This is a genomic window from Cognatundibacterium jejuense (genome assembly GCF_014284255.1).
Lineage (GTDB): Bacteria > Pseudomonadota > Gammaproteobacteria > Burkholderiales > Burkholderiaceae_D > Undibacterium > Undibacterium jejuense.
In genome coordinates, this window is sequence record NZ_JACOFV010000020.1 from 20489 (window position 1) to 44669 (window position 24181).

Annotated in this window: 21 protein-coding genes; 14 read left to right on the plus strand and 7 right to left on the minus strand. The window is 47.3% G+C overall.

Going from position 1 to position 24181, the window contains the following annotated elements; all coding sequences use genetic code 11:
* From H8K32_RS18000 to H8K32_RS18015, 4 genes are all read left to right on the plus strand, one after another.
* Complete coding sequence (locus H8K32_RS18000; protein WP_186913949.1) at nucleotides 1–1554, plus strand: hypothetical protein; 1554 nt, start codon at nucleotides 1–3, stop codon at nucleotides 1552–1554.
* A gap of 289 nt (nucleotides 1555–1843) precedes the next feature.
* The gene (locus tag H8K32_RS18005) at nucleotides 1844–2164 is read left to right on the plus strand and encodes an NINE protein (RefSeq protein ID WP_186913950.1); all 321 of its coding nucleotides are present in this window, start codon (nucleotides 1844–1846) and stop codon (nucleotides 2162–2164) included.
* A gap of 65 nt (nucleotides 2165–2229) precedes the next feature.
* Entirely contained in the window at nucleotides 2230–2556 is a 327-nt protein-coding gene (locus H8K32_RS18010) for a DUF805 domain-containing protein (protein WP_186913951.1), read from the plus strand.
* Between the two features lie 428 nt (nucleotides 2557–2984).
* On the plus strand, nucleotides 2985–4079 hold the full coding sequence (locus H8K32_RS18015) for a catalase family protein (protein WP_186913952.1): 1095 nt from the start codon (nucleotides 2985–2987) through the stop codon (nucleotides 4077–4079).
* Nucleotides 4080–4181: 102 nt separating this feature from the next.
* Here the strand turns inward: H8K32_RS18015 and H8K32_RS18020 are convergent, their stop codons facing one another.
* From H8K32_RS18020 to H8K32_RS18045, 6 genes are all read right to left on the minus strand, one after another.
* Nucleotides 4182–5849 (minus strand): bifunctional aspartate transaminase/aspartate 4-decarboxylase, encoded by a 1668-nt coding sequence (locus H8K32_RS18020; protein ID WP_186913953.1) that lies wholly within the window; start codon nucleotides 5847–5849, stop codon nucleotides 4182–4184.
* Between the two features lie 140 nt (nucleotides 5850–5989).
* Nucleotides 5990–7678: an aspartate-alanine antiporter gene (gene aspT / locus H8K32_RS18025; protein ID WP_186913954.1), complete on the minus strand. Its 1689-nt coding sequence runs from the start codon at nucleotides 7676–7678 to the stop codon at nucleotides 5990–5992.
* Between the two features lie 66 nt (nucleotides 7679–7744).
* Nucleotides 7745–9436 (minus strand): aspartate-alanine antiporter, encoded by a 1692-nt coding sequence (aspT, locus tag H8K32_RS18030; protein WP_186913955.1) that lies wholly within the window; start codon nucleotides 9434–9436, stop codon nucleotides 7745–7747.
* Nucleotides 9437–9734: 298 nt separating this feature from the next.
* Complete coding sequence (locus tag H8K32_RS18035; RefSeq protein ID WP_186913956.1) at nucleotides 9735–11357, minus strand: Dyp-type peroxidase; 1623 nt, start codon at nucleotides 11355–11357, stop codon at nucleotides 9735–9737.
* 39 nt (nucleotides 11358–11396) lie between these two features.
* Complete coding sequence (locus H8K32_RS18040) at nucleotides 11397–12098, minus strand: hypothetical protein (protein ID WP_186913957.1); 702 nt, start codon at nucleotides 12096–12098, stop codon at nucleotides 11397–11399.
* On the minus strand, nucleotides 12091–12759 hold the full coding sequence (locus tag H8K32_RS18045) for a hypothetical protein (protein ID WP_186913958.1): 669 nt from the start codon (nucleotides 12757–12759) through the stop codon (nucleotides 12091–12093). The genes H8K32_RS18040 and H8K32_RS18045 overlap by 8 nt, the downstream gene beginning before the upstream one ends.
* 274 nt (nucleotides 12760–13033) lie before the next feature.
* Between H8K32_RS18045 and H8K32_RS18050 the strand changes: the two genes are divergently transcribed.
* A complete protein-coding gene (locus H8K32_RS18050; protein WP_186913982.1) occupies nucleotides 13034–13726 on the plus strand; it encodes an aspartate/glutamate racemase family protein in 693 nt (230 codons plus the stop codon).
* Between the two features lie 101 nt (nucleotides 13727–13827).
* Here H8K32_RS18050 and H8K32_RS18055 read toward each other — a convergent pair whose 3' ends face one another.
* Nucleotides 13828–14904 carry an MBL fold metallo-hydrolase gene (locus H8K32_RS18055; protein WP_186913959.1) on the minus strand — a complete coding sequence of 359 codons (1077 nt, stop codon included), beginning with the start codon at nucleotides 14902–14904 and terminating at the stop codon, nucleotides 13828–13830.
* A gap of 210 nt (nucleotides 14905–15114) precedes the next feature.
* On the opposite strand from H8K32_RS18055, the gene H8K32_RS18060 reads away from it, so the two are divergent.
* From H8K32_RS18060 to H8K32_RS18100, 9 genes are all read left to right on the plus strand, one after another.
* Nucleotides 15115–15516: a MerR family transcriptional regulator gene (locus tag H8K32_RS18060; RefSeq protein ID WP_186913960.1), complete on the plus strand. Its 402-nt coding sequence runs from the start codon at nucleotides 15115–15117 to the stop codon at nucleotides 15514–15516.
* Between the two features lie 246 nt (nucleotides 15517–15762).
* Nucleotides 15763–16947 (plus strand): isovaleryl-CoA dehydrogenase, encoded by a 1185-nt coding sequence (locus H8K32_RS18065; protein WP_186913961.1) that lies wholly within the window; start codon nucleotides 15763–15765, stop codon nucleotides 16945–16947.
* Between the two features lie 133 nt (nucleotides 16948–17080).
* Nucleotides 17081–18010, plus strand: a complete 930-nt coding sequence (locus tag H8K32_RS18070; RefSeq protein WP_186913962.1) for a pyridoxal-phosphate dependent enzyme — start codon at nucleotides 17081–17083, stop codon at nucleotides 18008–18010.
* Nucleotides 18011–18018: 8 nt separating this feature from the next.
* On the plus strand, nucleotides 18019–19788 hold the full coding sequence (aceK, locus tag H8K32_RS18075) for a bifunctional isocitrate dehydrogenase kinase/phosphatase (RefSeq protein ID WP_186913963.1): 1770 nt from the start codon (nucleotides 18019–18021) through the stop codon (nucleotides 19786–19788).
* Nucleotides 19789–19833: 45 nt separating this feature from the next.
* Nucleotides 19834–21015 (plus strand): acetyl-CoA C-acetyltransferase, encoded by a 1182-nt coding sequence (locus H8K32_RS18080; protein WP_186913964.1) that lies wholly within the window; start codon nucleotides 19834–19836, stop codon nucleotides 21013–21015.
* Nucleotides 21016–21227: 212 nt separating this feature from the next.
* Complete coding sequence (locus tag H8K32_RS18085) at nucleotides 21228–21899, plus strand: SDR family oxidoreductase (RefSeq protein WP_186913965.1); 672 nt, start codon at nucleotides 21228–21230, stop codon at nucleotides 21897–21899.
* A gap of 38 nt (nucleotides 21900–21937) precedes the next feature.
* On the plus strand, nucleotides 21938–23074 hold the full coding sequence (locus tag H8K32_RS18090; protein ID WP_186913966.1) for an acyl-CoA dehydrogenase family protein: 1137 nt from the start codon (nucleotides 21938–21940) through the stop codon (nucleotides 23072–23074).
* Between the two features lie 73 nt (nucleotides 23075–23147).
* The gene (locus H8K32_RS18095) at nucleotides 23148–23753 is read left to right on the plus strand and encodes a 2-hydroxychromene-2-carboxylate isomerase (protein WP_186913967.1); all 606 of its coding nucleotides are present in this window, start codon (nucleotides 23148–23150) and stop codon (nucleotides 23751–23753) included.
* 32 nt (nucleotides 23754–23785) lie between these two features.
* Nucleotides 23786–24181 carry a rhodanese-like domain-containing protein gene (locus H8K32_RS18100; RefSeq protein ID WP_186913968.1) on the plus strand — a complete coding sequence of 132 codons (396 nt, stop codon included), beginning with the start codon at nucleotides 23786–23788 and terminating at the stop codon, nucleotides 24179–24181.

The following is a 24181-nucleotide window of genomic DNA, read 5'->3' on the forward strand; positions in this document are numbered from 1 at the left end:
ATGCGCGGAGTTGAATTTACACCAGGTAGTTTTTTGTGGCTGTTGATGCACGAATGGCGCATGTTTTTTTATGAAATGGGTGATGCCAGTAAATTGAATGCCAACTCAAAAAAGTCGGCGCGCGGCATGCCGCTTAAAGGAAAGTTACTGCTGGCAGTGGTCTGGATACTGATGCATTATCTAGCGTGGGAGATGATGTCTGATCTCCCTGCATTGACACGTTTCCCATCTTTCTTATTGTTAGTCGGAATTAGTTTTGTGCTGTTGATTTTGATGACCTTCATGTTATCGTCCGCACTTAATCGCAGTATCAAAGCCTTGTTCGAACGGGGTGATCTCGACTTGTTATTGTCGTCACCGATTTCTACGCAAACGATTTTTAATGTCCGGCTGACCGGTATCGTTTTGGGTGTGTTGGCGATATTTGTTTTCTTCCTATCACCGGTGATTGATGCTGGGTTATTCCTGGGGCAGATTTATTGGCTTGGTGCTTACCCAGTATTAGTTGGTATGGCGATGCTGGCATCTGCTGCAGCGATGTTATTGACATTAAGTCTGGTGAAGTTCATCGGCGTGAAACGCACCCACACCGTCGCCTATTTGTTGAGTGCACTTAGTGGTGCTGCGATTTTTTTGAGCAGTCAAATTTTTTCACATGTGCAAGAAAGTACGCGTCAGAAGGTCATTGGTGGCTCGCTGTCTTACTTAGACCACCATCATTTATTGGCGGAAACTAGCCCGATCTGGTTGCCAGCCCGCGCAGTATTTGGTGACTGGCTTAGCGCTCTGATGATATTTGCTAGTGGTTTGATTATTTGTTGGCTGACGACCCGCTACACGCATCACTTTTTTGTCCGCGGTGTACAGCAAGCTGGCGGGGTCAGTCCAAAAGTCATACCGGACTCACGAGCACGTAAAGTGCGACGCTTTTATAGCGGTGTTTGGTTAGTTATATTTGTTAAAGAATGGCGTTTGATATTGCGTGACTTCGAATTGTTGGCGCAAATCTGCCTGCAATTGTTGTATATGCTTCCGTTGTTTTTTGTGGTTTTTAAAAATGGTGTGATGCTCCCGGGCGTTGTATCAGGGCTGACCTATTTGGGAATTTCCTTGGCCGGATCGCTGATCTGGGTGATTCTGTCTGCTGAAGATGCGCCGGATTTATTGCAATGTGCACCACTTTCGATGAAACAAATCATCTATGCAAAACTTATAACCGCAGTGTTGCCCGTATGTGTGTTAATCGCACCAGCTGTGCTTGGCTTATCTTGGCACGATCCGCTGTCAGGGGTGTCACTGGCAATTGCCAGTTTCGGCGGTATTTTCTGTGCGTCATTGATCCACCTGTGGCTTAGTAAGCCTGCGACACGAGATCATTTTAAACGGCGCGGACAAGGAAATCTCATCCCGACGTTGTTGGAAACTTTAAATGCTTTTTCCTGGACTGGTATGGCATTTGGTTTGCAGACTGTAGGAAAATGGGCCTGGTTTGGTGCCCTTGGCGCAGTAGTTGTGTTGATCATCGCGTGGCTAATGAGGGTGAGGCGACTTTGAACTGGTGAAGCAAATCGCGATCATCACATAGAACTGACGCAAAACCGCCCCAGCGGCGTTATAGCTTCTTGCCGTACCCTTGTAATGTCGTCGTCGCCATGCCTTGCTGGAACGATTTTTCGTCAGTCCTAAAATAAAAATATGTTGTAATTTTTGCTACTCTTGTTTATATTCACAGAACTTCGACGTTTTTCTGTGCGCCTTCAAAATAAGTCATTAGAAAAAGTTTGCTCTGTCGAGAAGAAAAAATATTTTAATTAGTCCAGAAGTAATTTCAGGGGTATTCATTGTGAGTGAATCAGTTCAACAAATGATTTATTGTCGTGCCTGTGGGCAGCAAATGCATGTCAGTGCAGCTGCATGTCCGGGTTGTGGCGCGGTTCAGACGCCGGCAAACGCTTCTGATAAGCGCATATTACCCGCGATGTTATTGTGTTTCTTTTTCGGCTTTCTCGGTGTGCACCGCTTTTATGTAGGCAAAATCGGCACGGGCATACTGCAAATTTTAACTCTGGGTGGTTTTGGTATATGGGCTCTGATCGATTTTATTTTGATTGTCGTCGGTGCCTTCACGGACTCTGACGGTCATAAAATTACCGAGTGGACCTAAAGCTATTTTTAAATAGTACTGTGTGATAAGTAAGTTTTTTGTTTCTGTTCAATTGGGAAAAAGTGATGAACTTTCAAGATTCAATCAAAACCTGTTTCAATAAATATGCGTCTTTTGAAGGACGAGCATCGCGCTCTGAGTATTGGTGGCTCGCGTTGTTTACATTTTTAGTTGCGTATATCGGGATGTCGCTAAGTTATACCTTGTATGTATTGATTGCTCTGGCACTTGTTGTGCCTTCTACTGCGGCCGCTACCCGTCGTCTGCATGACACGAATCGTAGTGGCTGGTGGCAATTAATTGCCCTTCTTCCTATCGTGGGCATTATTGTTCTGATCGTGTTTCTGGCGCAGGAAAGTAAACCTGAAAGCCCTGCGGCCATCAGCGCCTGATAGGTAAGAATTCAATGGGCACTGATTCGTTAATGTCGATGTGTCGGTGCCCACTATCACGTTTCTTTCAGTAAAGTAGATCTCTTTTTCCCCAACTTGCCATCTCATGCATTCTGAAAGAGCATGGTCACCATCCGTGTCAATAAACGACATTCCTGATTCATCATTAGGAACTTTTTGTGTTTCCCGTCTATGCTTTGATTGATGTATAAGTACAACGCCCTTCAATTGCTTGCCAATTTAGACATGTGTAAGATACGCCGTACATGTTAATGAATTCGCGCCTTTGCAGCGATTTCAGTCTTTTGCAATATTGTCTCGCAGCTGAGTGATGGCTCTTATGCAGTGCATGAATATTTTCATCATGTATCGCCGGAACGCTGTTGTGTCAGTCCCCCGATTGAAATTAAGTGTGAAGAGGAAAACCTATGGCGTCTCCACCACCGCTCGCAACTGAAAAAATTCCCGCAGACGAGGCCAAATACATTCGTGAATTGCGTAAGCGTTTGCAAGCGAAAATTACTCAGGAATATCCCAAAGGCATCATGCGGCGCGATGCGCATCCAAAAATGCATGGGTTGGTACGGGCTTACTTTATTGTCGAGCCCGATTTACCCCCGGAGTTGCGAGTTGGTGTTTTCAAAGAAAATCGGCGCTATAAAGCATGGATACGATTCTCCAATCAAAACGGCACGATACAACCTGATATTAAAAGCGATATCCGCGGCATGGCGATCAAACTCATGGGCGTCCCGGGTAAAAAATTGCTTGAAGCAGAACAAGACGAACAAACCCACGATTTTATTCTGATCAGCACGGATGTGTTTGTGACTGCCGATGTAAAAGAATTTGCCGGATTGATTAAGGCATTCACTTCCGGCGCATTGTCGATCATATGGTTTTTTATGACGCATTGGCGGGCGGCATACAACCTATGGCATTCAATGTTGAAATTTGCCAATCCTTTGCACATCAGCTATTTCAGTACGACGCCGTATATGTTCGGCGATAAAGCGGTGAAGTATTCGGTGGTACCAACGACTCAGGTGATCGACACGTTGCCAGCGCAACCCAAGGTCAATTTTTTGCGTGATGCGATGGTCGCCCAATTATCACAAGAAGATGCCGTGTTTGACTTCCGGGTTCAGATACAAACTGATGCAGTGCAAATGCCGATAGAAGACCCGGGAAAATTATGGCCAGAAGCCCTGTCGCCTTTTCGTAAAGTGGCGACGATACGCATACCAAGGCAAAGTTTTAATAGTGAAATACAGCGCGAGTTTGGCGAAAATATGTCGTTTTCTCCTTGGCATGCTTTGCCTGAACATCGACCGCTTGGTGGCATCAATCGCGCACGAAAAATTGTCTATGATGCGATTTCTAAGTTCCGTCATGAACATAATCATGTTGAACGCAAAGAACCGACGTCATGGGAAATTCCGGGCATGGATCTGAATGAACAACAAAATCAGAACAGCCGTTTTCAGTGGGGAAATACCACGACTTTCCAGATTCACGAATAACACGAGACTGTAGACATATCGCTGTTTTTACGAAGATCGAAGATAAAAAAGCGGCTTTGCATCTATATAACGATGCAAAGCCGCTTTTTGATTTACTTCATGTTATTTTTTTGAAGACTTTTTGCTCTTATCAGCCTTCTCGCCTTTTTCAGCTTTCGCAGATTTTTCTGCGTTTCTGCCGTCTTCGCCGTTCTCTTTCAAGAAAATTTCGTAATACTCGGTCGCCATTTTGCGGATCGCCTTACCGATGTTGGCGTAGTCGTATTCATTTAGATTAGCTAATGAAACACGACCCGATGGATGAGTCGTACCGAAACCTTTACCTGGCAATAAAATGACGCCGGTTTCTTCAGCAAGCCGGAACAATGCTTCATTTGGTTTCATTTTCTTCAGTAACCATTTAGCAAACGGTTTTCCATGCATTTGTTCTGCCAGTGATTCCATATCCAGCAAATGGTAATAGCGCACAGAATTTGGATCATGCGGCATAGGCAGACCAAGTTCGCGGTACAGAGCTTGTTTGCGACGCAAAACGATGCTCTTCATCTCCGCTTTATAGTGACCCGCTTCATCCATTAGCGAAAACAGAGAGAACAAGGCCATTTGTGCCTGCACCGGTGTAGAGAGACCCGCCGTGTGATTTAAAGCAACGGTGCGGCTATCAGCGACCAGTCTGTCGATGAACTTGAGCTTACGTGGTTCGGTGGTGATGGAGTGATAGCGGGTATCGAGCTCTTTGCGCAATGATTCTGGCAAATTCGCAATTTTTTCATCCAGAACATTGTTCTCATGCGTAGCGACAACGCCCATACGCCAGCCAGTGGCACCGAAGTATTTCGAGAACGAATAGACCAGAATCGTGTTGTAAGGGCACAGTGCAAACAAGGATACGAAATTATCAGCAAATGTCGCATAAACGTCATCGGTCAGAATAATCAGATCTGGGCGTTTCTTGACGATCTCAACGATGTAAGCCAGCGTTTCATCATCAATTTTTACTGAAGGCGGATTGCTAGGATTGACCAGGAAAAACGCTTTGACCTTAGGATCAAGTAATTTATCTAATTCCTTCTTAGTAAATTGCCAGTTGTTTTCTTGCGGCGCATCGATCATCAATTCGACCAGATTGTAGTCATTGAGTAATGGGATTTCGATGTACGGTGTAAAGATAGGCATGCCAAGCGCAATTGTGTCACCTTCGTTGATCAGGTGGTTGGCCTTGAGACTGGCGAACAGGTAGGTCATCGCCGCCGTACCGCCTTCAACTGCATACATATCAAAATGACCGATGAATGGATGCTCACCAACCATTTCGCGATGAATGTATTGTGCAACCACTTTTTCACTGAGGCGCAACATACGATCTGGTACAGGATAATTGCATGCCAATATCGCTTCGCACATTTCGTAAATAAAATCACCAGCGGATAAACCAAGCTGATCGCGTACATAGGATACCGCCGCTTCGATAAAGCGTACGCCAGGAACGCCTACATTGTTTTTGGCAAAAATTTCAAACCGGGCTTCGATGCCTTCGCGTTGTGGGAAGCCGCCGACGTCTTGCATGTAAATGTAAGAACGCTCTGCTTCCGTCATGGCGAACAGGCCGAATTGGAAAAAGCCGTGACGTGGCGTTGTCGCCAGAAAATTCGGGTTACCACGCCCCGCATTGAGCATCATACGATTGCTTTGCTTTGCGGTCTGGATAAGTGCGTCTTTGAGTTCAAAAGGGCTCAATAAAGCGAGTTTGTCGGGATTGCTAAAGTCCATGTTTGTTACTCCTTAATGGTAGTGAATCTATCGAATTGATTGAATTGATTGAATTGATTGAATCTCTTTAATCAATGCAGAATAGATGTTGAACATAACTTCATTACCCGGTGACTGGCCGGGTGATGACTGGAAACAAATTAAACCAGGGCGACGACCAGCGGCCCAAGCAAGGTCAAAAACACATTCGCGAGCGCATAGGTAATCGCAAACGGTACCGTCGGAATTGCATTTTCGGCTTTATCCAAAACTTCACCGAATGCCGGATTGGCACTGCGTGAGCCGCTCAAAGCACCGGCAAAAATCGCCGTATTGTCATAGCGCAGCACATAACGGCCGATCAACATGGTCAGGATCAATGGCAAGATGGTTACAACGACTCCGATCAGAAACAGCGAGATACCGTGTTCTTTAACGGTTTGTACCGCTTGCAAACCGGATGATAAGCCGACCACCGTAACAAAACCTGCCAGGCCCAGATCTTTGAGAATTTGAACAGCACCAGCGGGCATCGCACCGAGTGACTGATGTTTGGAGCGATACCAGCCAAACAGCAGGCCTGACAATAATGCACCGCCGCCACTGCCCAGCGTGAGCGGTATTGATCCGATCTTTGCAGTCAATAAGCCAACCGCCAACCCAACGACCAGACCAGCCCCCATATAAACAAAATCCGTTTTTTCACTTGGAACAATCACATATCCAGCGATACCAGCAACCCGCTTGACGTCTTGTTCTGAGCCATAAATGGTAATCACGTCACCCAACTGGACGATTGTATCTGCCAACATAGGTAAGATTTTTCCCATCCGACTGATTTGTACAACGTAGATACCGTGGCTGACATCGCCAGCGGTCTGAGCACGAATTTCGCCGACTGATTTGTTATGGAATGCCTTATTAGTCAACGCGATATCCTTGCGTTGCATGGTCAGCTCCATACCTTCCACTGCATACAGTTCTTTGCCCAGTTCTGTGGCAACATCAACCATTGCTTCACGGCGTCCGACCACCAATACGATGTCGTTAGTTTCCAGGACTAATTCAGGCGTGACTTCGATGAATTGCTTATTGCGCTGAACTCTCTCAATGGTAATCGTGACCTTTGAATTTGCTTGTTCCAGAGCTAATACCGTTTTGTTGTTTGCTTGGGTGATTTGGTAGATACGACCGGTCAGATCAGGTGCTGCCAGTTGTTGACCTGATGCCAAAACTTGTACGCCTTGTTGCATCGCAGATTCCGCTTTTACTGCATCTTCTTTGATACTACGACCCATCAGTCTAGGCAGTATATTGACGCAAACGATGATGGCACCGAAAGAACCAAACACATAAGTCACCGCATAACCAACGGCGACATTGCCTTGCAAGCGGGTGACTTCATCGGCGGCCAATCCTAATTTGGCGATGGCATCGCTGGCGGTACCAATGATAGCTGATTGCGTCAGACCACCTGCGGCAACACCGGCAGCAAGGCCTTTGTCGAGTCCGAAAATTTTCGCCATGATGACAACGGTCGCTAACGCGGTTACCGCTAACACCACCGCAAGAATAATTTCGCGTATGGATTGTTTACCGAGAGAATTAAAAAACTGTGGTCCGCTTTCATAACCAACCGCATAAATAAACAAGGCAAACAGTACAGCTTTCACGCCAGGATCAACATGTACGCCGACCTGACTGACGAGCACCGCAACCAGCAATGAGCCAGCGACGCCGCCGAGTTGAAATTTCCCAAACTTAATTTTCCCTACGTAATAGCCAATTGCCAGAGATAAGAACAAAGCGATCTCGGGCGATTTGGCAAATAAGGCATGTAGACTTTCCATATTCAGCACCTTTCATTAAAAATTATTCACAGTACATCAGGCGAGTTTAGTTCGTCTGATGCCCTGCTAAGCTGCATGTTGCAGCATTCCTGCTAAAGCTACGATGAGTGGCCCCAGCAATGGCAAGACGATATTTGAAACCGCATAAGTGATCGTGTAGCCCAGCAAGGGGGTAGAATTCCCTGCCACTGTTTGTATGGCGCTGATCGCTGGTGTGCTGCACTGTTGACCAGCAATCGCGCCTAATAAAATGGGCGCTTTTAATTTCAACAAAAAGTGCCCCACGAACAAAGATGCACACGCAGGCACCAACGCGACTACAACACCGATGAGTGGCAACGAAACACCATATTGTTTTACCAGTGTGATTGCTTGCGGACCAGATGACAAACCAACACAAGCGATAAACCCAGCCAGGCCCAGGTCTTTTAATAAAGCCAAAGCAGATTCGGGAATACCAGCGACTTCCATGTGCTTGTCCTGATACCAACCAAACAGCAAGCCGCTTAACAGAGCACCGCCACCAGTGCCGAGTGACAATGGGATAGTGCCAAGTTTGATGCTCAGCATACCTATCGCAATGCCACTGACGATGCCTAGAGCCGCGAAGCTGATATTGCTTTTATCTGTCCTACGAATTCGCTGCCCCAATTTTGCAATCGCTACAGTAGAGTCTGCGCTGCTGAGTGTATTGCTGATACAGACTTGCAATACATCACGCAGTTGCAAATGCAGATCCGGCAACGGAGGCAAACGATGCTCACCGCGTTGTACACCGATAATTTGCATACCTGTTGGCAGTTCCAGGTTGGCAAGCGTGGTCTTATCGAGATCAGAATTTTTTAGTATGACCTCAGTGCGATATAAAATCAGATGAAAGCTATCCGGATCCGCAAATTCTTCGCCTAACAGCGGCGCTTTGTTAGCCAATACCTGACGCAGTCCAAGAACCAAAATTTCATCTGAACGTAATAGTGTCAGTTCAGGAGTGATTTCCTGATAGATGCCATTTCTGCGTACTTTGATTATCGTTGTTTGTGTACCCAATTGTTGTTGAAGCACACTCAGACGTTGACCATCCACTTGAATCTTGTAGCTGCGTCCTACCACGTCAGGGACTGCAGATTCAGCCTCTGCGCTGACATCTTTCCCTCCCATTTCCTGCCATAGTTTTTCTGCTTCCTGACGCAAGTTAATACGTAACAACAAAGGAAAAATTTGACTGGTCACGATCACGATGGTGACTAATCCGAAAATATACGTAATCGAATAGGCAGTCACCACATTGGCTTGTAGTTGGCGGATTTGCGCTACGGGTAAGTCCAGTTTGGAGATGGCATCCGTCGCTGTTCCTACTACCGCAGATTCAGTGGCAGCACCTGCCAACATGCCAGCAGCTGTTCCTTGATCGAACTTGAACCAATAGGTCGCGAGTAGCACCAGCGACACGACTACTATCACTTCGATGAGGCATAACAGTGCCAAGCGTAGTCCCTCGGCGTTCAGATTGGCAAAGAATTGTGGGCCGCCTGCATAACCGAGGGCAAAAATGAATAAAACAAAGAAGATGTTTTTGATGCCAGGATCAATCGCAACTTGTGCCTGACCCATGAGCAGAGCCACAATCAATGTACCGCAGACGCCGCCTAACTGAATAGAGCCAAACTTGATTTGTCCGAGTGCATAACCAATCGCCAGCGCTAAAAAAAGGGTAATTTCTGGTACCAGCTGTAATACGTGCACAAACGAAATTGGCATGCCTCATTTTTCCTGACTAAGTAAGATGCGGAGGTGCGGTCAAAACCCCTTTTATCTACAACTCGCAAACTGCGACTTTCGGAAAGACTTGATGCTGAAACGAAAAGCTTTTTTGATCTGTGTCGAAAAATAAGATCAAAAGATAACATACCAGTTCACCTACGCAAAAGTATTTTATAGGTAGGGACAAATGAGCATCTTGACCAATATCAACTATTTGCGTTGAGCAATATTTGGCCTTGATCAAGATTTTTACTAAAGCGGTCGATTATCTTCGTGATTACTTAGAGCTTAGAGATCAAGTTGGATCAATAACGCCACGCGCAATCATACGTAATGCGGTCAGGCTAGGGATGAAAAAATATTCGCCGCCACGTGTTTCTACAAAGCGCGGAATTTTCGCCAAAATGAACGGCACCTCTTCACTTGCGGGGTCTACTTGCAACACGGCTTTACTCGAAAAATGCGGATCATGACTGTGGTTGCCGAGGATGATTTCTTTATCGTTACCAGCCTTAAAATCATTGCCGTAATTGACCCACTGTTGTTGCACAAATTCAAATTGGCGATTGATGTCGGCGTTGAGCATCATGATAATAATGCCGTGATTGCCATCGTCTCTGCTACGGTCTTTGACGTCGCCGTAAGGTAAACCACGGCGTAAAATGCGGCGTCGGTTACTTAAGGCGCCAGGCGTATCAAAGGCACCGGTAATTGTTTTGTAGGAACCTGGTATGTCGCCGGGATCTCGTCCCATTTCTAAAGAAGCGCGCGGATTGATGCGGCGCAAATGTGCGCTGAAGGGGCATTTGGCGCCACTCATATCATCGTCATACGTAAAGTCGCTTAACATCCGATCTTGTTCTGCGGGGCTGGCTTGCGCAAATTTTTCATCAAACTTTTTCTTGCTCGCAGCGTCTGGTGCACTGACCAAAGGTGCGCCATTGTCACGCCAGCGGCCGACAAATTTTGCTGCCAATAATTCTTCTCCGCCCAGATATTTTTGTCCTTCTTGCTTCAGGTATTTATCAAAGCTGGCGACGTTTTCATGCAGCTTTCTATAGACCATATAGGTGCCGTTGCGCGCCAATAAAATGGGACGCGGCGCTGGTGGATATTCTTGCGCTTCATCGATATGACCTAATAAAAATTCGCCGGTCGCTAAAGGTGCCCAACTACCATCTGCCATTTGTTTGCCACGGCCACGCACGCGTGCTTCGTCATACGGTACGCCTTCAAATACGGGGTCGCCTATACCGTCGGTGTAACCGAAATGTTCTTTGGCTGTCGGCAGACCGTTTTCCATCACGACCTTGACGTCCTGATAGTCAAGCAACGCACCATTGTCACCGCGATTGCCGCCGAGAATGACTACGCCAGCTTCCGTCTTCTTCACTTCCTCAAGCAACCATGCATACGCCTGTTCCAGAAACACATCGCATTGCGCCATAGCTTGTTGTATTCCGGCTAATCCAGTTTCTGGCGAGGGTGGTGCCAACGCGTTGAGGGCAATAAAAATATGAACGTCTTTGTCACGGGTTTCGCGATTGTCGCGCCAGATTGGATCCCAGTGTTCCGGCGCGCTCGGACCATCGTCACCGAGTATATCTTTGCGGTGCTTCATCCCTTCGACAAACTCGGGTGAAAAACCGATCAGTGATGCGCGTGGCAATTCCAACTCTTTCAAACCCTGATATGTGAAGGCGATATTCACCGTCCATTCAGGCGGTGGTAAATCATCTGGGCCTTTGCCCCAACAAACTGCCGTTGTGACACGTTGTGTGATTGCATCCACAAAGCGACGTGCCCGACTACTATTGCGAATATTCAAAAATACATAGCGTGCTTTGGGATAACCGAAACGACCATAAGCACGTAACACATGGCCTTGAATATCTAATAGATCGAGTTGTTTGCTCATGACAGACTTTCTGAATATAGACGTTGCTTGATCGATGATTCAAAGCCGGTATTGACCTGGCTGCCAACTTGGCGTTTGCAAATCATTGAGTTGGGTTCGCAACATAAAAGCACGGTAATTTGCACGAATTGCCGTAGCACTTAAACCTTGATTTTCAATCGCGAATTTGGTGAACTCCTGCTTCATGTACAACGCCTTTAATTGTTCCTCTAAGGGCTGATCAGTAGAGCCATTAAAAAATAAAGATGTCGTCACCTGACACTTCTTCATGTAAGTAATAAAGTCACTGGCATGGTGGACGTTTTCAAAGCCATAGCAGTTATCCCAGATGTCATGAATGCGGCCATTAATTGCTTCCCACATACCACGCAAATAGGCGTCAGGTGTGCCTGCTGGACCGGCGTAAAAGTTGCAGCAGAACACCAGATAACGCGATTGCAAACGATCTTGCTTAGGCATGACATCACGGCGCAAACTATCTGGCACGACCGGCAGAATATCCGACCAGGTATCCGGTAAGCTTCCACCGGGTAGTGATTCTGTCACCACATCATCAAGCACATAAAAGCGGCACAGATAGGTTTGTGGCACCAGTGCCATGGGGCTGTTAAATTCGCTATTCCAGGCTTGCAATTTATCGCGCACCAAATCGGCATACGCAATTTCTTTACCCGGTACACGACCGTTTTTAATCGGTGAAAGTATCGATAAGCCGTAGGCATTTCCGGCGACATTAGACATGACCTTGCTCCTGATCAAGCTGACCCGCGTGCCAGCGTTCACGTTTTTCTACCTGATAGGCAGACATACTGATAATCGGTGTCGGATGCATCGCCCCTAAATCGTGTTGTAAGCCACGAAGTACGCCGTGATAGCGCTTTAAGAACTCTTCGTCGCTTCCTTCTTCGACAGTCTTATTAAAGTCACTCAATGTGTCTTTGACGGTCTTCGCTGATTTCACATCATTTGAGGTCGCCAGCGGATAGGCGTTGTAGTAATGGATGGTTTCCAGCTGGTTATACTGGATATAGTTGTGAAAGGGTGTCAGCGCCACTGATTTGGAATAACGCACATTCCATTTCCAGAATAAATCCAGTCCCCCCGGAATCGCGAAGGTAAACGAATCAACGTACTGATCCCAACTGCCATTGAAGTTACTAAAGAACAGCATGTAGGAATAGTTGAGATTTTCTTTTGGCTGATCCGGTGATAGATGCGGAAACTGTTTGCGTCCAATAATGACCCAGCGCGCATAGTGAATCAACGATAGGGTTTGTAAACCGCTGAGGGTGCTCGGACGCTTTAAGGCAACCCAAAAAAATAATTTATTGAGCCACGCGGTGTACCAGCGAACCGGCGTGATGACATTCATGGCATAAGCTTTGCCAGCGATATTAGACATGCACAGCCTCCCAAAAAGAATACGACGGAGATTCGACAGGTGTTTTTGTTATGATAGCGAGATGTTATTTTAGAATAACATAATGATAATTTCTGTGCAGCTATTTTTTGTGAGGCGTAATTTATTTGCAAAAAATAAGTGGCGAAATCGTACTGTCCATATGCCCATGCCAGCAAGGAAATTTTTGTACCAACATCATCTGTAAGCGATATGATTTTTCAATAGAATCATGAGTCCCGCGCAATGTGCGACCCTCAAAAAACAGGAGGCAATTTTGAAAACCATAGGTTTAATCGGCGGCATGAGTTGGGAATCAACGATCCCTTACTACCGTAAAATAAATGAAGTCATCAAACAAAAATTGGGTGGTTTGCATTCGGCAAAAATCATCTTGTTGAGTGTCGATTTTCATGAAATTGAGCGCCTGCAACATCAAGGCGATTGGCATGCTGCTGGGGCATTGTTGGCGGAGGCCGCATCGACCCTGGAAAAAGCCGGTGCTGATTTTCTGGTGCTGTGTACCAATACCATGCATAAGGTCGCTCATGATATTGAAGCGGCGGTCAGTATCCCGTTGCTGCATATCGCTGATCCGACTGCGCATGCCATCAAACAGGCTGGTTATCAAACTGTAGGCCTGTTAGGAACCCGGTTTACGATGGAACAAGCGTTTTATCGTTCTCGTTTAATTGAACAACATGGCTTACGGGTCATCGTGCCTGAACCGATTGAAATTGATGTGGTTCATAGGGTGATTTATGAAGAGCTATGCTTAGGGGTCGTATCTTCCGAGTCACGCAAAGTGTATCAAAAAATTATCGATAATCTGGCTGCGCGCGGCGCAGAAGCAGTGATTCTAGGTTGCACAGAAATATCAATTCTGATCAGTCAGGAAAATTCGACATTAAAGTTATTTGATACAACGGCATTGCACTCGACAGTGGCAGCTGAATTGGCGCTCGCTTAAGTTGGATTGCAGATGAGCTTCTGCAGCAGACTTACCAAAGCTTTCAGGCTGGCACCATCAGTATGCGCTGCTTACAATTTGGCGCGAGTACTTAAGTTATCTTACTGCGCAACGACAAAGCGCATCACGCCATCGTCCCCCAATTGACGAACCAGTACGCCATCGAACCAGAGCTTGTGCAAATGCGCGAGCGCTTCACCGATGGCGAACGTCAGTTGATGCGAATCGAGCGGACGTCGGAACATGATAGGCACGATGTCGCATGCGGATTGCGGCGTAGCGCAGGCGACGCGCACCTCTCCCAGTCGTTCAGCGTGATGCTGTTGCAGTTGCGTGATGCGCGTGTGCATGCCTTTAAACGGTTTGCCATGGGACGGCAAAATCAGTGTGTCGGCAGGTAAGGGCAGATATTTTTGCAATGAATCGAGGTATTGCTGTACCGGATTGGCTTCAGGCTCAATCGCAAATACCGAGACATTGGTGGAAATACGTGGCAGCAGCATGTCGCCAGAAATCATCAAATGTAATTCCGCGCAAAACAGCGATGCATGCTCAGGAGAATGTCCAAAGCCAGTGATGATGTCCCAGCGTCGTCCCAAGATCGTCAATGGCGTGCCTTCTTGCAAGCGACGATAAGCTGCCGGTACGGTTGGTACTAAACGTGTGTAGTGGGTTTTACGTTCCTGAATTTGCTCCAGCATTGCCGGGTCAGTCAGGCCATGTTTGCGGAAATGCGGGAACATCGCAGTCCCATCTGCGCCTGGCAAGCTGGCGGACATCATGCGGGCGAACGCATATTCACCCGCGGTCATCCACAAAGAGACTTTCCAACGGCTGCATAAAAAGTCCGCCAGCCCCACATGATCTGGATGGCAATGGGTCACAATCACACGCACAATGGGTAATCCACGTAAGTGATTGTTCACATCGCCCAATAACACTTCCCATGTATCCCGCGTGGTATCGCTGGAAATCCCGCAATCCACCACGGTCCAGCCATGCACCCGCCCGGTGTCGGTTTCGATCTCGTCTTCCAATAACCATAAATTGATATGATTTAAGGCAAATGGCAATCCCATGCGTACCCACAGCACGCCAGGGGCGATTTCCATGGTTTTGCCGGCTTCTGGCAAGGTGTCGCCGAAAGGATAGTCGAGTTGCTGTTCAAGCTGATTCATGTTTGTCTCTTGGTGTGTTGCTGGTTTTGCTTATTTGGGACTGCTGCCAACGGGTTAAGTTGCTTTTCTATGGGTAGAAATTATTTTTTTCAGTCCGATGTGCCTTGATAGGACGCTACGGCAGGAATAGCCTACAATGCGTTTTTACTTAATTGACGTTAACGTCAATTCGAGATTGTAATCAGAAAACTGATTTTTGTATCTAAAACTATGGCCACCTACACCATTACCGAATTAGCACGCGAATTCGATATCACGCCACGAGCGATCCGTTTTTATGAGGATCAGGGGCTCTTAAGTCCGACCCGCGAAGGTCCCAGTGGCCGTAACCGCGTCTATACTGCTCGTGAACGTACCCACTTAAAATTGACCTTACGGGGCAAACGTCTGGGTTTGAGCCTGTCGGATATCAAAAGCCTGGTCGATATGTATCGCTCCCCCAAGGATACAGAGACGCAGTTGCAAAGTTTTTTGGTCGTTTTGGCAAGACATCGTGCGGCGTTGGAACAACAACGCGAAGATATTGAAGTCATGTTGGCGGAAATCAGTGCCCATGAAGAAGAAAGCCGTCAATTGTTGGCACAGGGGGCTAAAACGAGTCTGACCGAGTAAAAATACGGTCTAGCGCAAAAGCTGTGTAATTGACGTTTACGTTAACGTCAATTCGAAGTATCATTTTTGTTTCGAAGAATTCAGTTTGCAAGCTGGTTTTTATTGTAATAATTATCATTAACCAGAGAAGCCAGACGTTTAGTTTGAATAATTATGTTAATAGCACAATAGTTAATTAATGGTTAATTAATTCATATTCATCGCAAAAGACTCAATTCCATCATTCCAATATTCAGTGAGGACGACATGCTCCATCTCCCAGGTTTAACTTTCGATCACGGCGAAGACATCGCCGCATTGCGTGAAGCGATTCAACAATTTGCCGCAGCGGAAATCGCACCTCGTGCCGCTGAAATTGACCGTAACGACCAATTTCCTATGGATTTGTGGCGCAAAATGGGCGATCTGGGCATTCTTGGTATCACGGTCGGTGAAGAGTACGGTGGCGCAGGTATGGGTTACCTGGCGCACATCATTGCGATGGAAGAAATTTCCCGCGCTTCCGCCTCCGTTGGTTTGTCGTATGGGGCACACTCAAATCTGTGTGTGAACCAAATTAAACGCAATGGCACAGAAGAACAAAAACAAAAATATCTGCCAAAACTGATTTCCGGTGAACACATTGGTGCATTAGCCATGTCTGAACCAAATGCTGGTTCCGATGTTGTTAGCATGAAACTGCGCGCTGATTTCAAAGGCGATCGCTGGGTATTGAACGGCACCAAAATGTGGATTACCAATGGTCCAGACGCAGATACCTTAGTTGTCTACGCCAAAAATGACCTGGAAGCAGGCCCACGTGGCATGACCGCTTTCTTGATTGAAAAAGGTTTTAAAGGTTTCAGCATTGCGCAAAAGCTGGACAAGCTCGGCATGCGCGGCTCCCACACCGGCGAACTGGTGTTTGAAGATTGCGAAGTACCCGCAGAAAATGTGCTTGGTGGTTTAGGCAAAGGCGTCAATGTTTTGATGTCCGGCCTGGATTTCGAGCGTACTGTTTTGTCAGGTGGCCCGTTGGGCATTATGCAAGCGTGTATGGATTCCGTGGTGCCTTACGTGCATGACCGCAAACAATTTGGTCAGCCAATTGGTGAATTTCAATTGATGCAAGGCAAATTGGCGGATATGTATTCGACTATGATGGCATGTAAAGCCTATGTCTATGCAGTCGGTCAGGCTTGCGATCGTGCCACGACACCCGAAGCCGTCCGTGCACTGCGTAAAGACGCTGCTGGTGCGATTTTGTACTCTGCAGAAAAAGCGACCTGGATGGCAGGTGAAGCGATCCAGACCCTAGGCGGCAACGGTTATATCAACGAATATCCGGTCGGCCGTTTGTGGCGTGACGCGAAACTGTATGAAATCGGTGCCGGTACCAGCGAAATCCGTCGTATGTTGATCGGTCGCGAGCTGTTCGCAGAAACGCGCTAAAGGCTGGAGCAGTGAGCAGTTTTGCCGGTCACGCCGATGAAACTGCTCCCAATAGCTTGTTTCAGTTTTGCCGTGCAAGTGTCCGAAAAATGGCTTGCACACTTCTTGACATCAGCATTCGGAAAAATCAGGTATGACACCATTACATCTGAATACCCCATTGTTAGCTCATCGGGCTTTGTCTTCTGCGCTGGATAAACAAGTCTGGCTGAAGATGGACAACCTCCAGCCTTCCGGCTCGTTCAAGTTGCGTGGCATAGGGCTGATGTGTCAGCGTGCTGCGGCCAACGGCGCACGGCATTTTGTCTGTCCATCTGGCGGTAACGCGGGTTTTGCTGCAGCAGTTGCGGGCGTTGCTTTGGGCTTGCAGACCACGATCGTCGTGCCAGAAACCACCTCAGAGTCCGTACGTCATGCTATCCGGGCAATAGGCGCTACTGTTATCGTCGAAGGTAAAGTCTGGGATGAAGCGAATCAGGCGGCACTCGCTTTATGTGAACAAGCTGGCACGGTGTACGTACCTCCGTTTGATCATGCTGATATCTGGGACGGTAATGGTAGTGTTATTGATGAAGTTGCAGGTCAACTTGATTTTGACGTCGTGGTTTGCTCAGTTGGTGGCGGCGGCTTGATGAGTGGCATTGTGCAGGGCTTGCAACGCAATGGCTTGAAGCATGTTCCGGTTGTTGCGGTGGAAACTGAAGGTGCAGCTTCTTTGCATGCAGCAATGCAAGCAGGTGAACTCGTCACTTTACCCGCCATTAGCTCGATCGCGAATTCGCTCGGTGCCAGGCGCGTGGCACAAAAGGCCTTTGATCTGACGCGTGAGCATGATATCCGCAGTGTTCTTGTCAGTGACGCACAGGCCGTTGACGCGTGCCTGAAATTTGCAGATGACATGCGTGTTTTGGTTGAACCCGCTTGCGGCGCGACATTGGCAGTTGCTTATCAGAATTTATCTGTCTTGCATGCGTTCAAAAAACCACTATTTGTTGTTTGTGGCGGTATCGGCGTAGATTTAGATAAACTACAAGTTTGGAAAAACCAATTTCAGCTTGTCTGAGTAAAAACATGCCAAATACCCATTTCCCCAAACTGTTGTCCTCCCAAATTGCCTTCGACATCGCAAAGATGATCCTCGATGGCTTTGATAAACATTACCGCCTGTTTAGCGCGAGTAGTCAGGGAGCCAAACGACATTTTGAGACGGGTGATTGGAAAGCCGCACAAACTGCTGCACGTGAGCGTATCCAGTTCTATGACACGCGCGTACGTGAATGTGTTCAAGCGCTTGAGGACGAATATGACGAAGACGACCTGACCGATGATGTCTGGCGCGAAGTCAAACTGCACTACATGGGTTTGTTGACCGATCATTTGCGGCCAGAGCTGGCAGAAACATTTTTTAATACCGTGTGCACGAAGATGCTGCATAGAAATTATTTTCATAATGATTTCATCTTCGTACGTCCCGCGACCTCGACGGAATATATTGAACGCGAAGATACGCCACCGACTTACCGTGTGTATTATCCAGCGACCGACGGATTGAACTTTACAATTAAACGTATTGTTACCAATTTCCAGTTAAACGCCGAGTTTGAAGACCTGGATCGGGATGTTGCTTTGGTGGAGGCTCGTTTACGTGAAAACTTCGGTCGCGAAAAAATCGAGCCGAACCACCAGATACAAGTTTTAGCGAGCTTGTTTTACCGGAATAAATCCGCTTACATCATCGGCAAAGGCATCAACGGCAATCGCGAATACCCTTTCGTGATACCAATTATGCACAAGCATAAAGGCTCGCTGGTGCTCGATACCGTGCTGTTTGATACGATGCAAATCACGGTATTGTTTTCTTTTACACGCGCTTATTTCATGGTCGACATGGAAGTGCCATCAGCGTATGTTCAATTCATACGCAGCATTTTGCCAAAAAAACCGCGTAGCGAAATCTACACCATGATAGGCCTGCAAAAGCACGGTAAAAATTTGTTTTACCGCGATTTTTTGCACCACCTTAAATATTCTTCAGACCAGATTGCTGCCGCGCCGGGTATTCGTGGCTTAGTGATGTTGGTATTTGCATTGCCATCGTTTCCGTATGTCTTTAAATTGATTAAGGACAGCTTCCCGCCACCGAAAGAAACCACCAAAGCGCTGATTAAAGAAAAGTATTTGTTGGTCAAAAATCATGACCGCGTTGGCCGTATGGCTGATACGCTGGAGTACTCGGATGTGGCTTTTCCACGCTCACGTTTTTCTGATGATTTGCTCCACGAAATTAAGCAATATGCGCCATCTTTGTTGGAAGTGAATGATGACGAAGTTGTTATCAAACATCTGTACATAGAACGTCGCATGACACCATTAAACATCTACCTGACCGAAGCAGAGCAGCGCGGTGACATGGAAGCCATGGAACACGGTGTGCGTGAATATGGAAATGCGATTAAAGATTTGGTGGCAGCGAATATTTTTCCTGGCGACATGTTGTATAAAAATTTTGGTGTCACCAAACATGGTCGTGTCGTCTTTTATGACTACGACGAAATCGAATACATCACCGATTGCAAGTTCCGCAAAATTCCGGCACCGCGCAACGAAGAAGATGAAATGTCAGCTGAACCGTGGTATCCGGTTGCTAAGAACGACGTGTTCCCTGAACAGTTCGGGACTTTCTTGTTAGGTAATCAAAAAGTAAAACAATTTTTCTTGCAACATCACGCAGATTTGCTGACAGCCGACTATTGGGATGGACGCAAACAGCGCATAGTTGCAGGGAAAATTGATGATGTGTTTCCGTATCCGCAAGAGATCCGATTCTGTCATCAAACATAATTAAACGTAATAATTTTTTCGGCCATTTTTATTTTGGAGAATGTAATGAACGACCCTATCGTTATCGTTGGCGCAGCACGTACCCCTATGGGTGCTTTTCAAAGTGACTTTTCTTCTTTGACAGCGAGTCAGCTCGGTGCTGTTGCGATCAAAGCAGCGGTGGAACGTGCCGGCGTCAAACCAGAATTGGTTGAAGAAGTTTTATTTGGTAACTGTTTAATGGCAGGCCAAGGTCAGGCACCTGCGCGTCAGGCTTTGCTGGCGGCTGGTTTGCCGATGTCCACGGGCGCTGTGACACTGTCTAAAATGTGCGGCTCGGCGATGAAAGCCACCATGATGGCATTTGACGCTATCACAGCAGGCAGCAATGAAGTACTGGTCACTGGCGGCATGGAATCCATGACCAACGCACCATACCTGATCCCGAAAGCACGCGGTGGCTATCGTATTGGTCACGGTCAGATTTTTGATCACATGATGCTCGACGGACTGGAAGATGCGTATGACAAAGGTCGTTCCATGGGCACCTTTGCTGAAGACTGCTCCGCTAAATATCAATTCAGCCGTGAAGATCAGGATGCATTTGCGATTGCTTCCGTTAAGCGCGCGCAAGCGGCTACCGCCGATGGCTCATTTGCGTGGGAAATTGCACCAGTGACTGTTTCTGGTCGTGGTGGCGATGTGGTGATCGATAAAGATGAAGGTCCGTTGAAAGCTAAGTTAGATAAGATCCCTTCTTTGAAGCCAGCATTCAAAAAAGACGGCACGATTACTGCTGCGTCTTCATCGTCCATCAACGACGGTGCCGCAGCGCTGGTCTTGATGCGTGAATCCAAAGCCAAAGAATTAGGTTTAACACCCATCGCAAAAATTCTGGCACACACAACCCATGCGCAAGAACCAGGCTGGTTCACGACCGCACCCATTGGCGCGATTGAAAAACTGTACAAAAAAACTGGCTGGACGACTGACACAGTTGACCTGTTCGAAATCAACGAAGCCTTTGCAGCAGTGCCTATGGCAGCCATGAAAGACCTCGGTATTTCTCATGACAAGATCAACGTACACGGTGGTGCATGTGCTTTGGGTCACCCTATCGGTGCGTCTGGTGCGCGTATCATCATCACGCTGATTGGTGCATTGAAAAAGCAAGGTAAGAAGCGTGGTGTGGCATCGTTGTGTATTGGTGGTGGCGAAGGTACCGCGATGGCCATCGAACTGTTTTAATTGATGTCGTGCGCTACGCTCATTCAAACTCCGGGCGCATAGCGGCGTTGCAAATGCGCGCAATACCGACGTATTGCGGTGCTTTGTAACTTGCTTTGCATCGCGGACATTGAATGAACTAGCGCACGATATAAAAGCGACACTGCAAGAAGTACTAAAAGCATAAAAACGAAGATGCACTGTGCGCACAGATATAAGTTAAAGGAAGCAACATGCCGACAGCATTAATCATTGGGGCTTCGCGTGGGATTGGGCACGAGTTGGCTTTGCAATACAAGGCGGCCGGATGGCGCGTGATTGCGACGGCGCGAAATGCGGATCACATTGCGGTCCTGCAGTCAGACGGTTGTGAAGCATTGCCCTTGGATGTCAATAATCTCAACGATTGTGCTGGTCTGGGCTGGCGTCTGGATGATGAAAAAATTGATGTTGCGATTTTAAATGCCGGTGTTTATGGGCCGCATACCACTGGATTGACATCGCCACAGCAAGAACAGTTTGACGATGTGATGCACACCAACGTGTTAGCTGCGATGCGCATTTTGCCTATGGTTTTACCTTTAGTGGAAAATGCGCATGGCAAACTCGCTGTCATTTCTTCGCATATGGGTTCGATTGCGAGTCGCTCGGCTTCACAGGGTTGGCTCTATCGTGCCAGCAAAGCAGCCTTGAATTCAGTATTGAAAGATGTGTCGCTCAACACCAGTAAAGCCACCTGCGTGGCCCTGCACCCTGGCTGGGTGAAAACCGATATGGGTGGCGCTGGCGCTGATTTAGAAATTAGCGATAGTGCTCAACGCATACGTAAGCTGGTTGAGGGCTTACAAGCAGAACACAACGGCAGATTTTTTAATGCAGAAGATGGTGCCAGCCTGAGCTGGTAAGACCTGAAATAAAAACGAGAAATTGAAAAGAGACTCACATGTTACTGACACCAGAACACGAAATGATACGCGACGCCATTCGCAGCTTTGCCCAGGAACGTTTAGTGCCAAACGCGGCACGTTGGGACAAAGAACACCATTTCCCTGCTGAAGAATTAAAAGAATTGGCGCAGATGGGGGCGTATGGTGTGGCGGTGCCAGAAGAGTTCGGTGGTGCAGGCATGGATTATTTGTCGCTGGCGCTGGTGTTGGAAGAAATCGCTGCGGGTGATGGTGGTACCTCCACTGTGGTATCAGTTAATAATTGCCCGGTGTGCAGTATCGCGATGATGTACGCCAACGATGCGCAGAAAAAGCAATGGTTGACGCCCTTGGCGCGTGGTGAAATGTTAGGTGCATTTTGCCTGACCGAACCACACGCCGGCAGCGATGCCTCAGATCTAAAAACCACCGCCCGTCGTGAAGGCAACGAATACGTCTTGAACGGCGTTAAACAATTCATTACCAGCGGTAAACACGCAGATGTAGCAATTGTGATGGCCGTGACGGATAAAGCAGCAGGCAAAAAAGGCATCAGCGCTTTCTGGGTGTCCACCAAAACGCCGGGTTACATCGTCGCAGGTTTAGAACATAAAATGGGGCAACACTCGTCGGACACGGCGCAGATCTTATTTGAAAACTGCCGCATCCCAGCTGAGAATCTGATCGGTGAAGAAGGCATGGGTTACAAGATTGCTTTGTCTGGTTTAGAAGGCGGTCGCATTGGCATCGCGTCGCAATCAGTCGGCATGGCACGCGCCGCATTTGAAGCTGCGCTGGCCTATGCCAAAGATCGTAGCAGTTTTGGTAAATCGATTTATGAACATCAGGCCGTGCAGTTCAAGCTGGCTGATATGGCGACCCAGATTGAAGCAGCGCGTCAGCTGATCTGGCATGCAGCCAGTATGAAAGATGCCGGAAAGCCTTGTTTAAAAGAAGCGGCGATGGCGAAATTATTTGCTTCAGAAATGGCAGAAAAAGTGTGCTCTGATGCAATTCAGATTCATGGCGGATATGGTTACGTCAGCGATTTTCCGGTTGAACGTATTTATCGGGATGTACGTGTTTGTCAGATTTATGAAGGCACTTCTGAAATACAAAAAATTCTGATCGGTCGCGCATTAGCAGCGGGATAAATTCCGTTAAAAATCGTTCATTTGATGGTGTAACAAGCGGTGAAAGCAAGTTAATAAAAGCGAGGAGACAGCAATGAGCAAGACAATTGAATTCTGGTTTGATTTTGTTTCACCTTATGCGTACATCGCAAGTCAATCGATTGAAGTTTTAGCCGCAAAATACGGTCGCACCGTTGAGTGGAAACCGATCTTACTTGGCCAGGTATTTAAATCGACGGGTTCCGGTCCTCTGACAATGCGCCCGCCGATGATGACAAACTATTATAAAAACGATTTTTTGCGCTCTGCGCGTTACGCAGGCGTTCCATTTGTTTTGCCGGAAGTATTCCCGATTGGTACGCAAAATACAGCGCGTGTTTGTTTGTGGCTGCAAGAAACGGCGCCAGAGCGAGTGGGTGATTTTGTGCGTGGTGTGATGCGTGCGTATTTCTCAGGACCTGCAGCCATCAATGATCTGGCCTGGCTGTCGAATTTTGTTGGTAGCTTAGGACTCGATGGTACACAAGTGGCTGATGCGTGTAGTGATGTCGACCGCAAAGAGCGATTGAAACAAGCCTGTGAAGCAGCTGTAACACAGGGTGTTTTTGGTGCGCCTTGGATCGTTGTCGATGGTGAATCTTTCTGGGGTAACGATCGCTTACCGCAAGTCGAAAAATGGTTGGCGACTGGCGGATTTTGATCAAGCGAACGTTCATATACTGGAGCTAAAAAATGAAAAAAGGCTACAAGCAATTAGTCGACGAAGCAAATGCACAGATCAAAACATATAGCGTTGCCGAAGCACAGGCAAAGTTAGGTGACCCAGGGGTGCAATTTGTCGACGTTCGCGATATTCGTGAATTGGAGCGCGAAGGTATTGTCCCCGGTGCGTTTCATGCACCACGTGGCATGATAGAGTTTTGGGTTGATCCGGATTCACCGTATTTCAAACCTGTTTTTGGTGAAGCCAAAGAATTTATTTTATTTTGCGCAGCAGGTTGGCGCAGCGCGCTGACCACCAAAACCGTCCAAGACATGGGCCTGGAAAACGTGGCGCACATAGACGGTGGTTTCGGTGCCTGGAAGGCAGCCGGAGCACCAGTAGCAGTGAAAGAAAGTAAAAAGTAA

Excerpts from the sequence above, each read along its gene's own strand:
- H8K32_RS18000 (WP_186913949.1), top strand. The coding sequence starts at position 1 with ATGCGCGGAGTTGAATTTACACCAGGTAGTTTTTTGTGGCTGTTGATG.
- H8K32_RS18010 (WP_186913951.1), top strand. The coding sequence starts at position 2,230 with ATGAACTTTCAAGATTCAATCAAAACCTGTTTCAATAAATATGCGTCT.
- H8K32_RS18015 (WP_186913952.1), top strand. The coding sequence starts at position 2,985 with ATGGCGTCTCCACCACCGCTCGCAACTGAAAAAATTCCCGCAGACGAG.
- H8K32_RS18020 (WP_186913953.1), bottom strand. The coding sequence starts at position 5,849 with ATGGACTTTAGCAATCCCGACAAACTCGCTTTATTGAGCCCTTTTGAA.
- aspT (WP_186913954.1), bottom strand. The coding sequence starts at position 7,678 with ATGGAAAGTCTACATGCCTTATTTGCCAAATCGCCCGAGATCGCTTTG.
- aspT (WP_186913955.1), bottom strand. The coding sequence starts at position 9,436 with ATGCCAATTTCGTTTGTGCACGTATTACAGCTGGTACCAGAAATTACC.
- H8K32_RS18035 (WP_186913956.1), bottom strand. The coding sequence starts at position 11,357 with ATGAGCAAACAACTCGATCTATTAGATATTCAAGGCCATGTGTTACGT.
- H8K32_RS18040 (WP_186913957.1), bottom strand. The coding sequence starts at position 12,098 with ATGTCTAATGTCGCCGGAAATGCCTACGGCTTATCGATACTTTCACCG.
- H8K32_RS18045 (WP_186913958.1), bottom strand. The coding sequence starts at position 12,759 with ATGTCTAATATCGCTGGCAAAGCTTATGCCATGAATGTCATCACGCCG.
- H8K32_RS18055 (WP_186913959.1), bottom strand. The coding sequence starts at position 14,904 with ATGAATCAGCTTGAACAGCAACTCGACTATCCTTTCGGCGACACCTTG.
- H8K32_RS18060 (WP_186913960.1), top strand. The coding sequence starts at position 15,115 with ATGGCCACCTACACCATTACCGAATTAGCACGCGAATTCGATATCACG.
- H8K32_RS18065 (WP_186913961.1), top strand. The coding sequence starts at position 15,763 with ATGCTCCATCTCCCAGGTTTAACTTTCGATCACGGCGAAGACATCGCC.
- H8K32_RS18070 (WP_186913962.1), top strand. The coding sequence starts at position 17,081 with ATGACACCATTACATCTGAATACCCCATTGTTAGCTCATCGGGCTTTG.
- aceK (WP_186913963.1), top strand. The coding sequence starts at position 18,019 with ATGCCAAATACCCATTTCCCCAAACTGTTGTCCTCCCAAATTGCCTTC.
- H8K32_RS18080 (WP_186913964.1), top strand. The coding sequence starts at position 19,834 with ATGAACGACCCTATCGTTATCGTTGGCGCAGCACGTACCCCTATGGGT.
- H8K32_RS18085 (WP_186913965.1), top strand. The coding sequence starts at position 21,228 with ATGCCGACAGCATTAATCATTGGGGCTTCGCGTGGGATTGGGCACGAG.
- H8K32_RS18090 (WP_186913966.1), top strand. The coding sequence starts at position 21,938 with ATGTTACTGACACCAGAACACGAAATGATACGCGACGCCATTCGCAGC.
- H8K32_RS18095 (WP_186913967.1), top strand. The coding sequence starts at position 23,148 with ATGAGCAAGACAATTGAATTCTGGTTTGATTTTGTTTCACCTTATGCG.
- H8K32_RS18100 (WP_186913968.1), top strand. The coding sequence starts at position 23,786 with ATGAAAAAAGGCTACAAGCAATTAGTCGACGAAGCAAATGCACAGATC.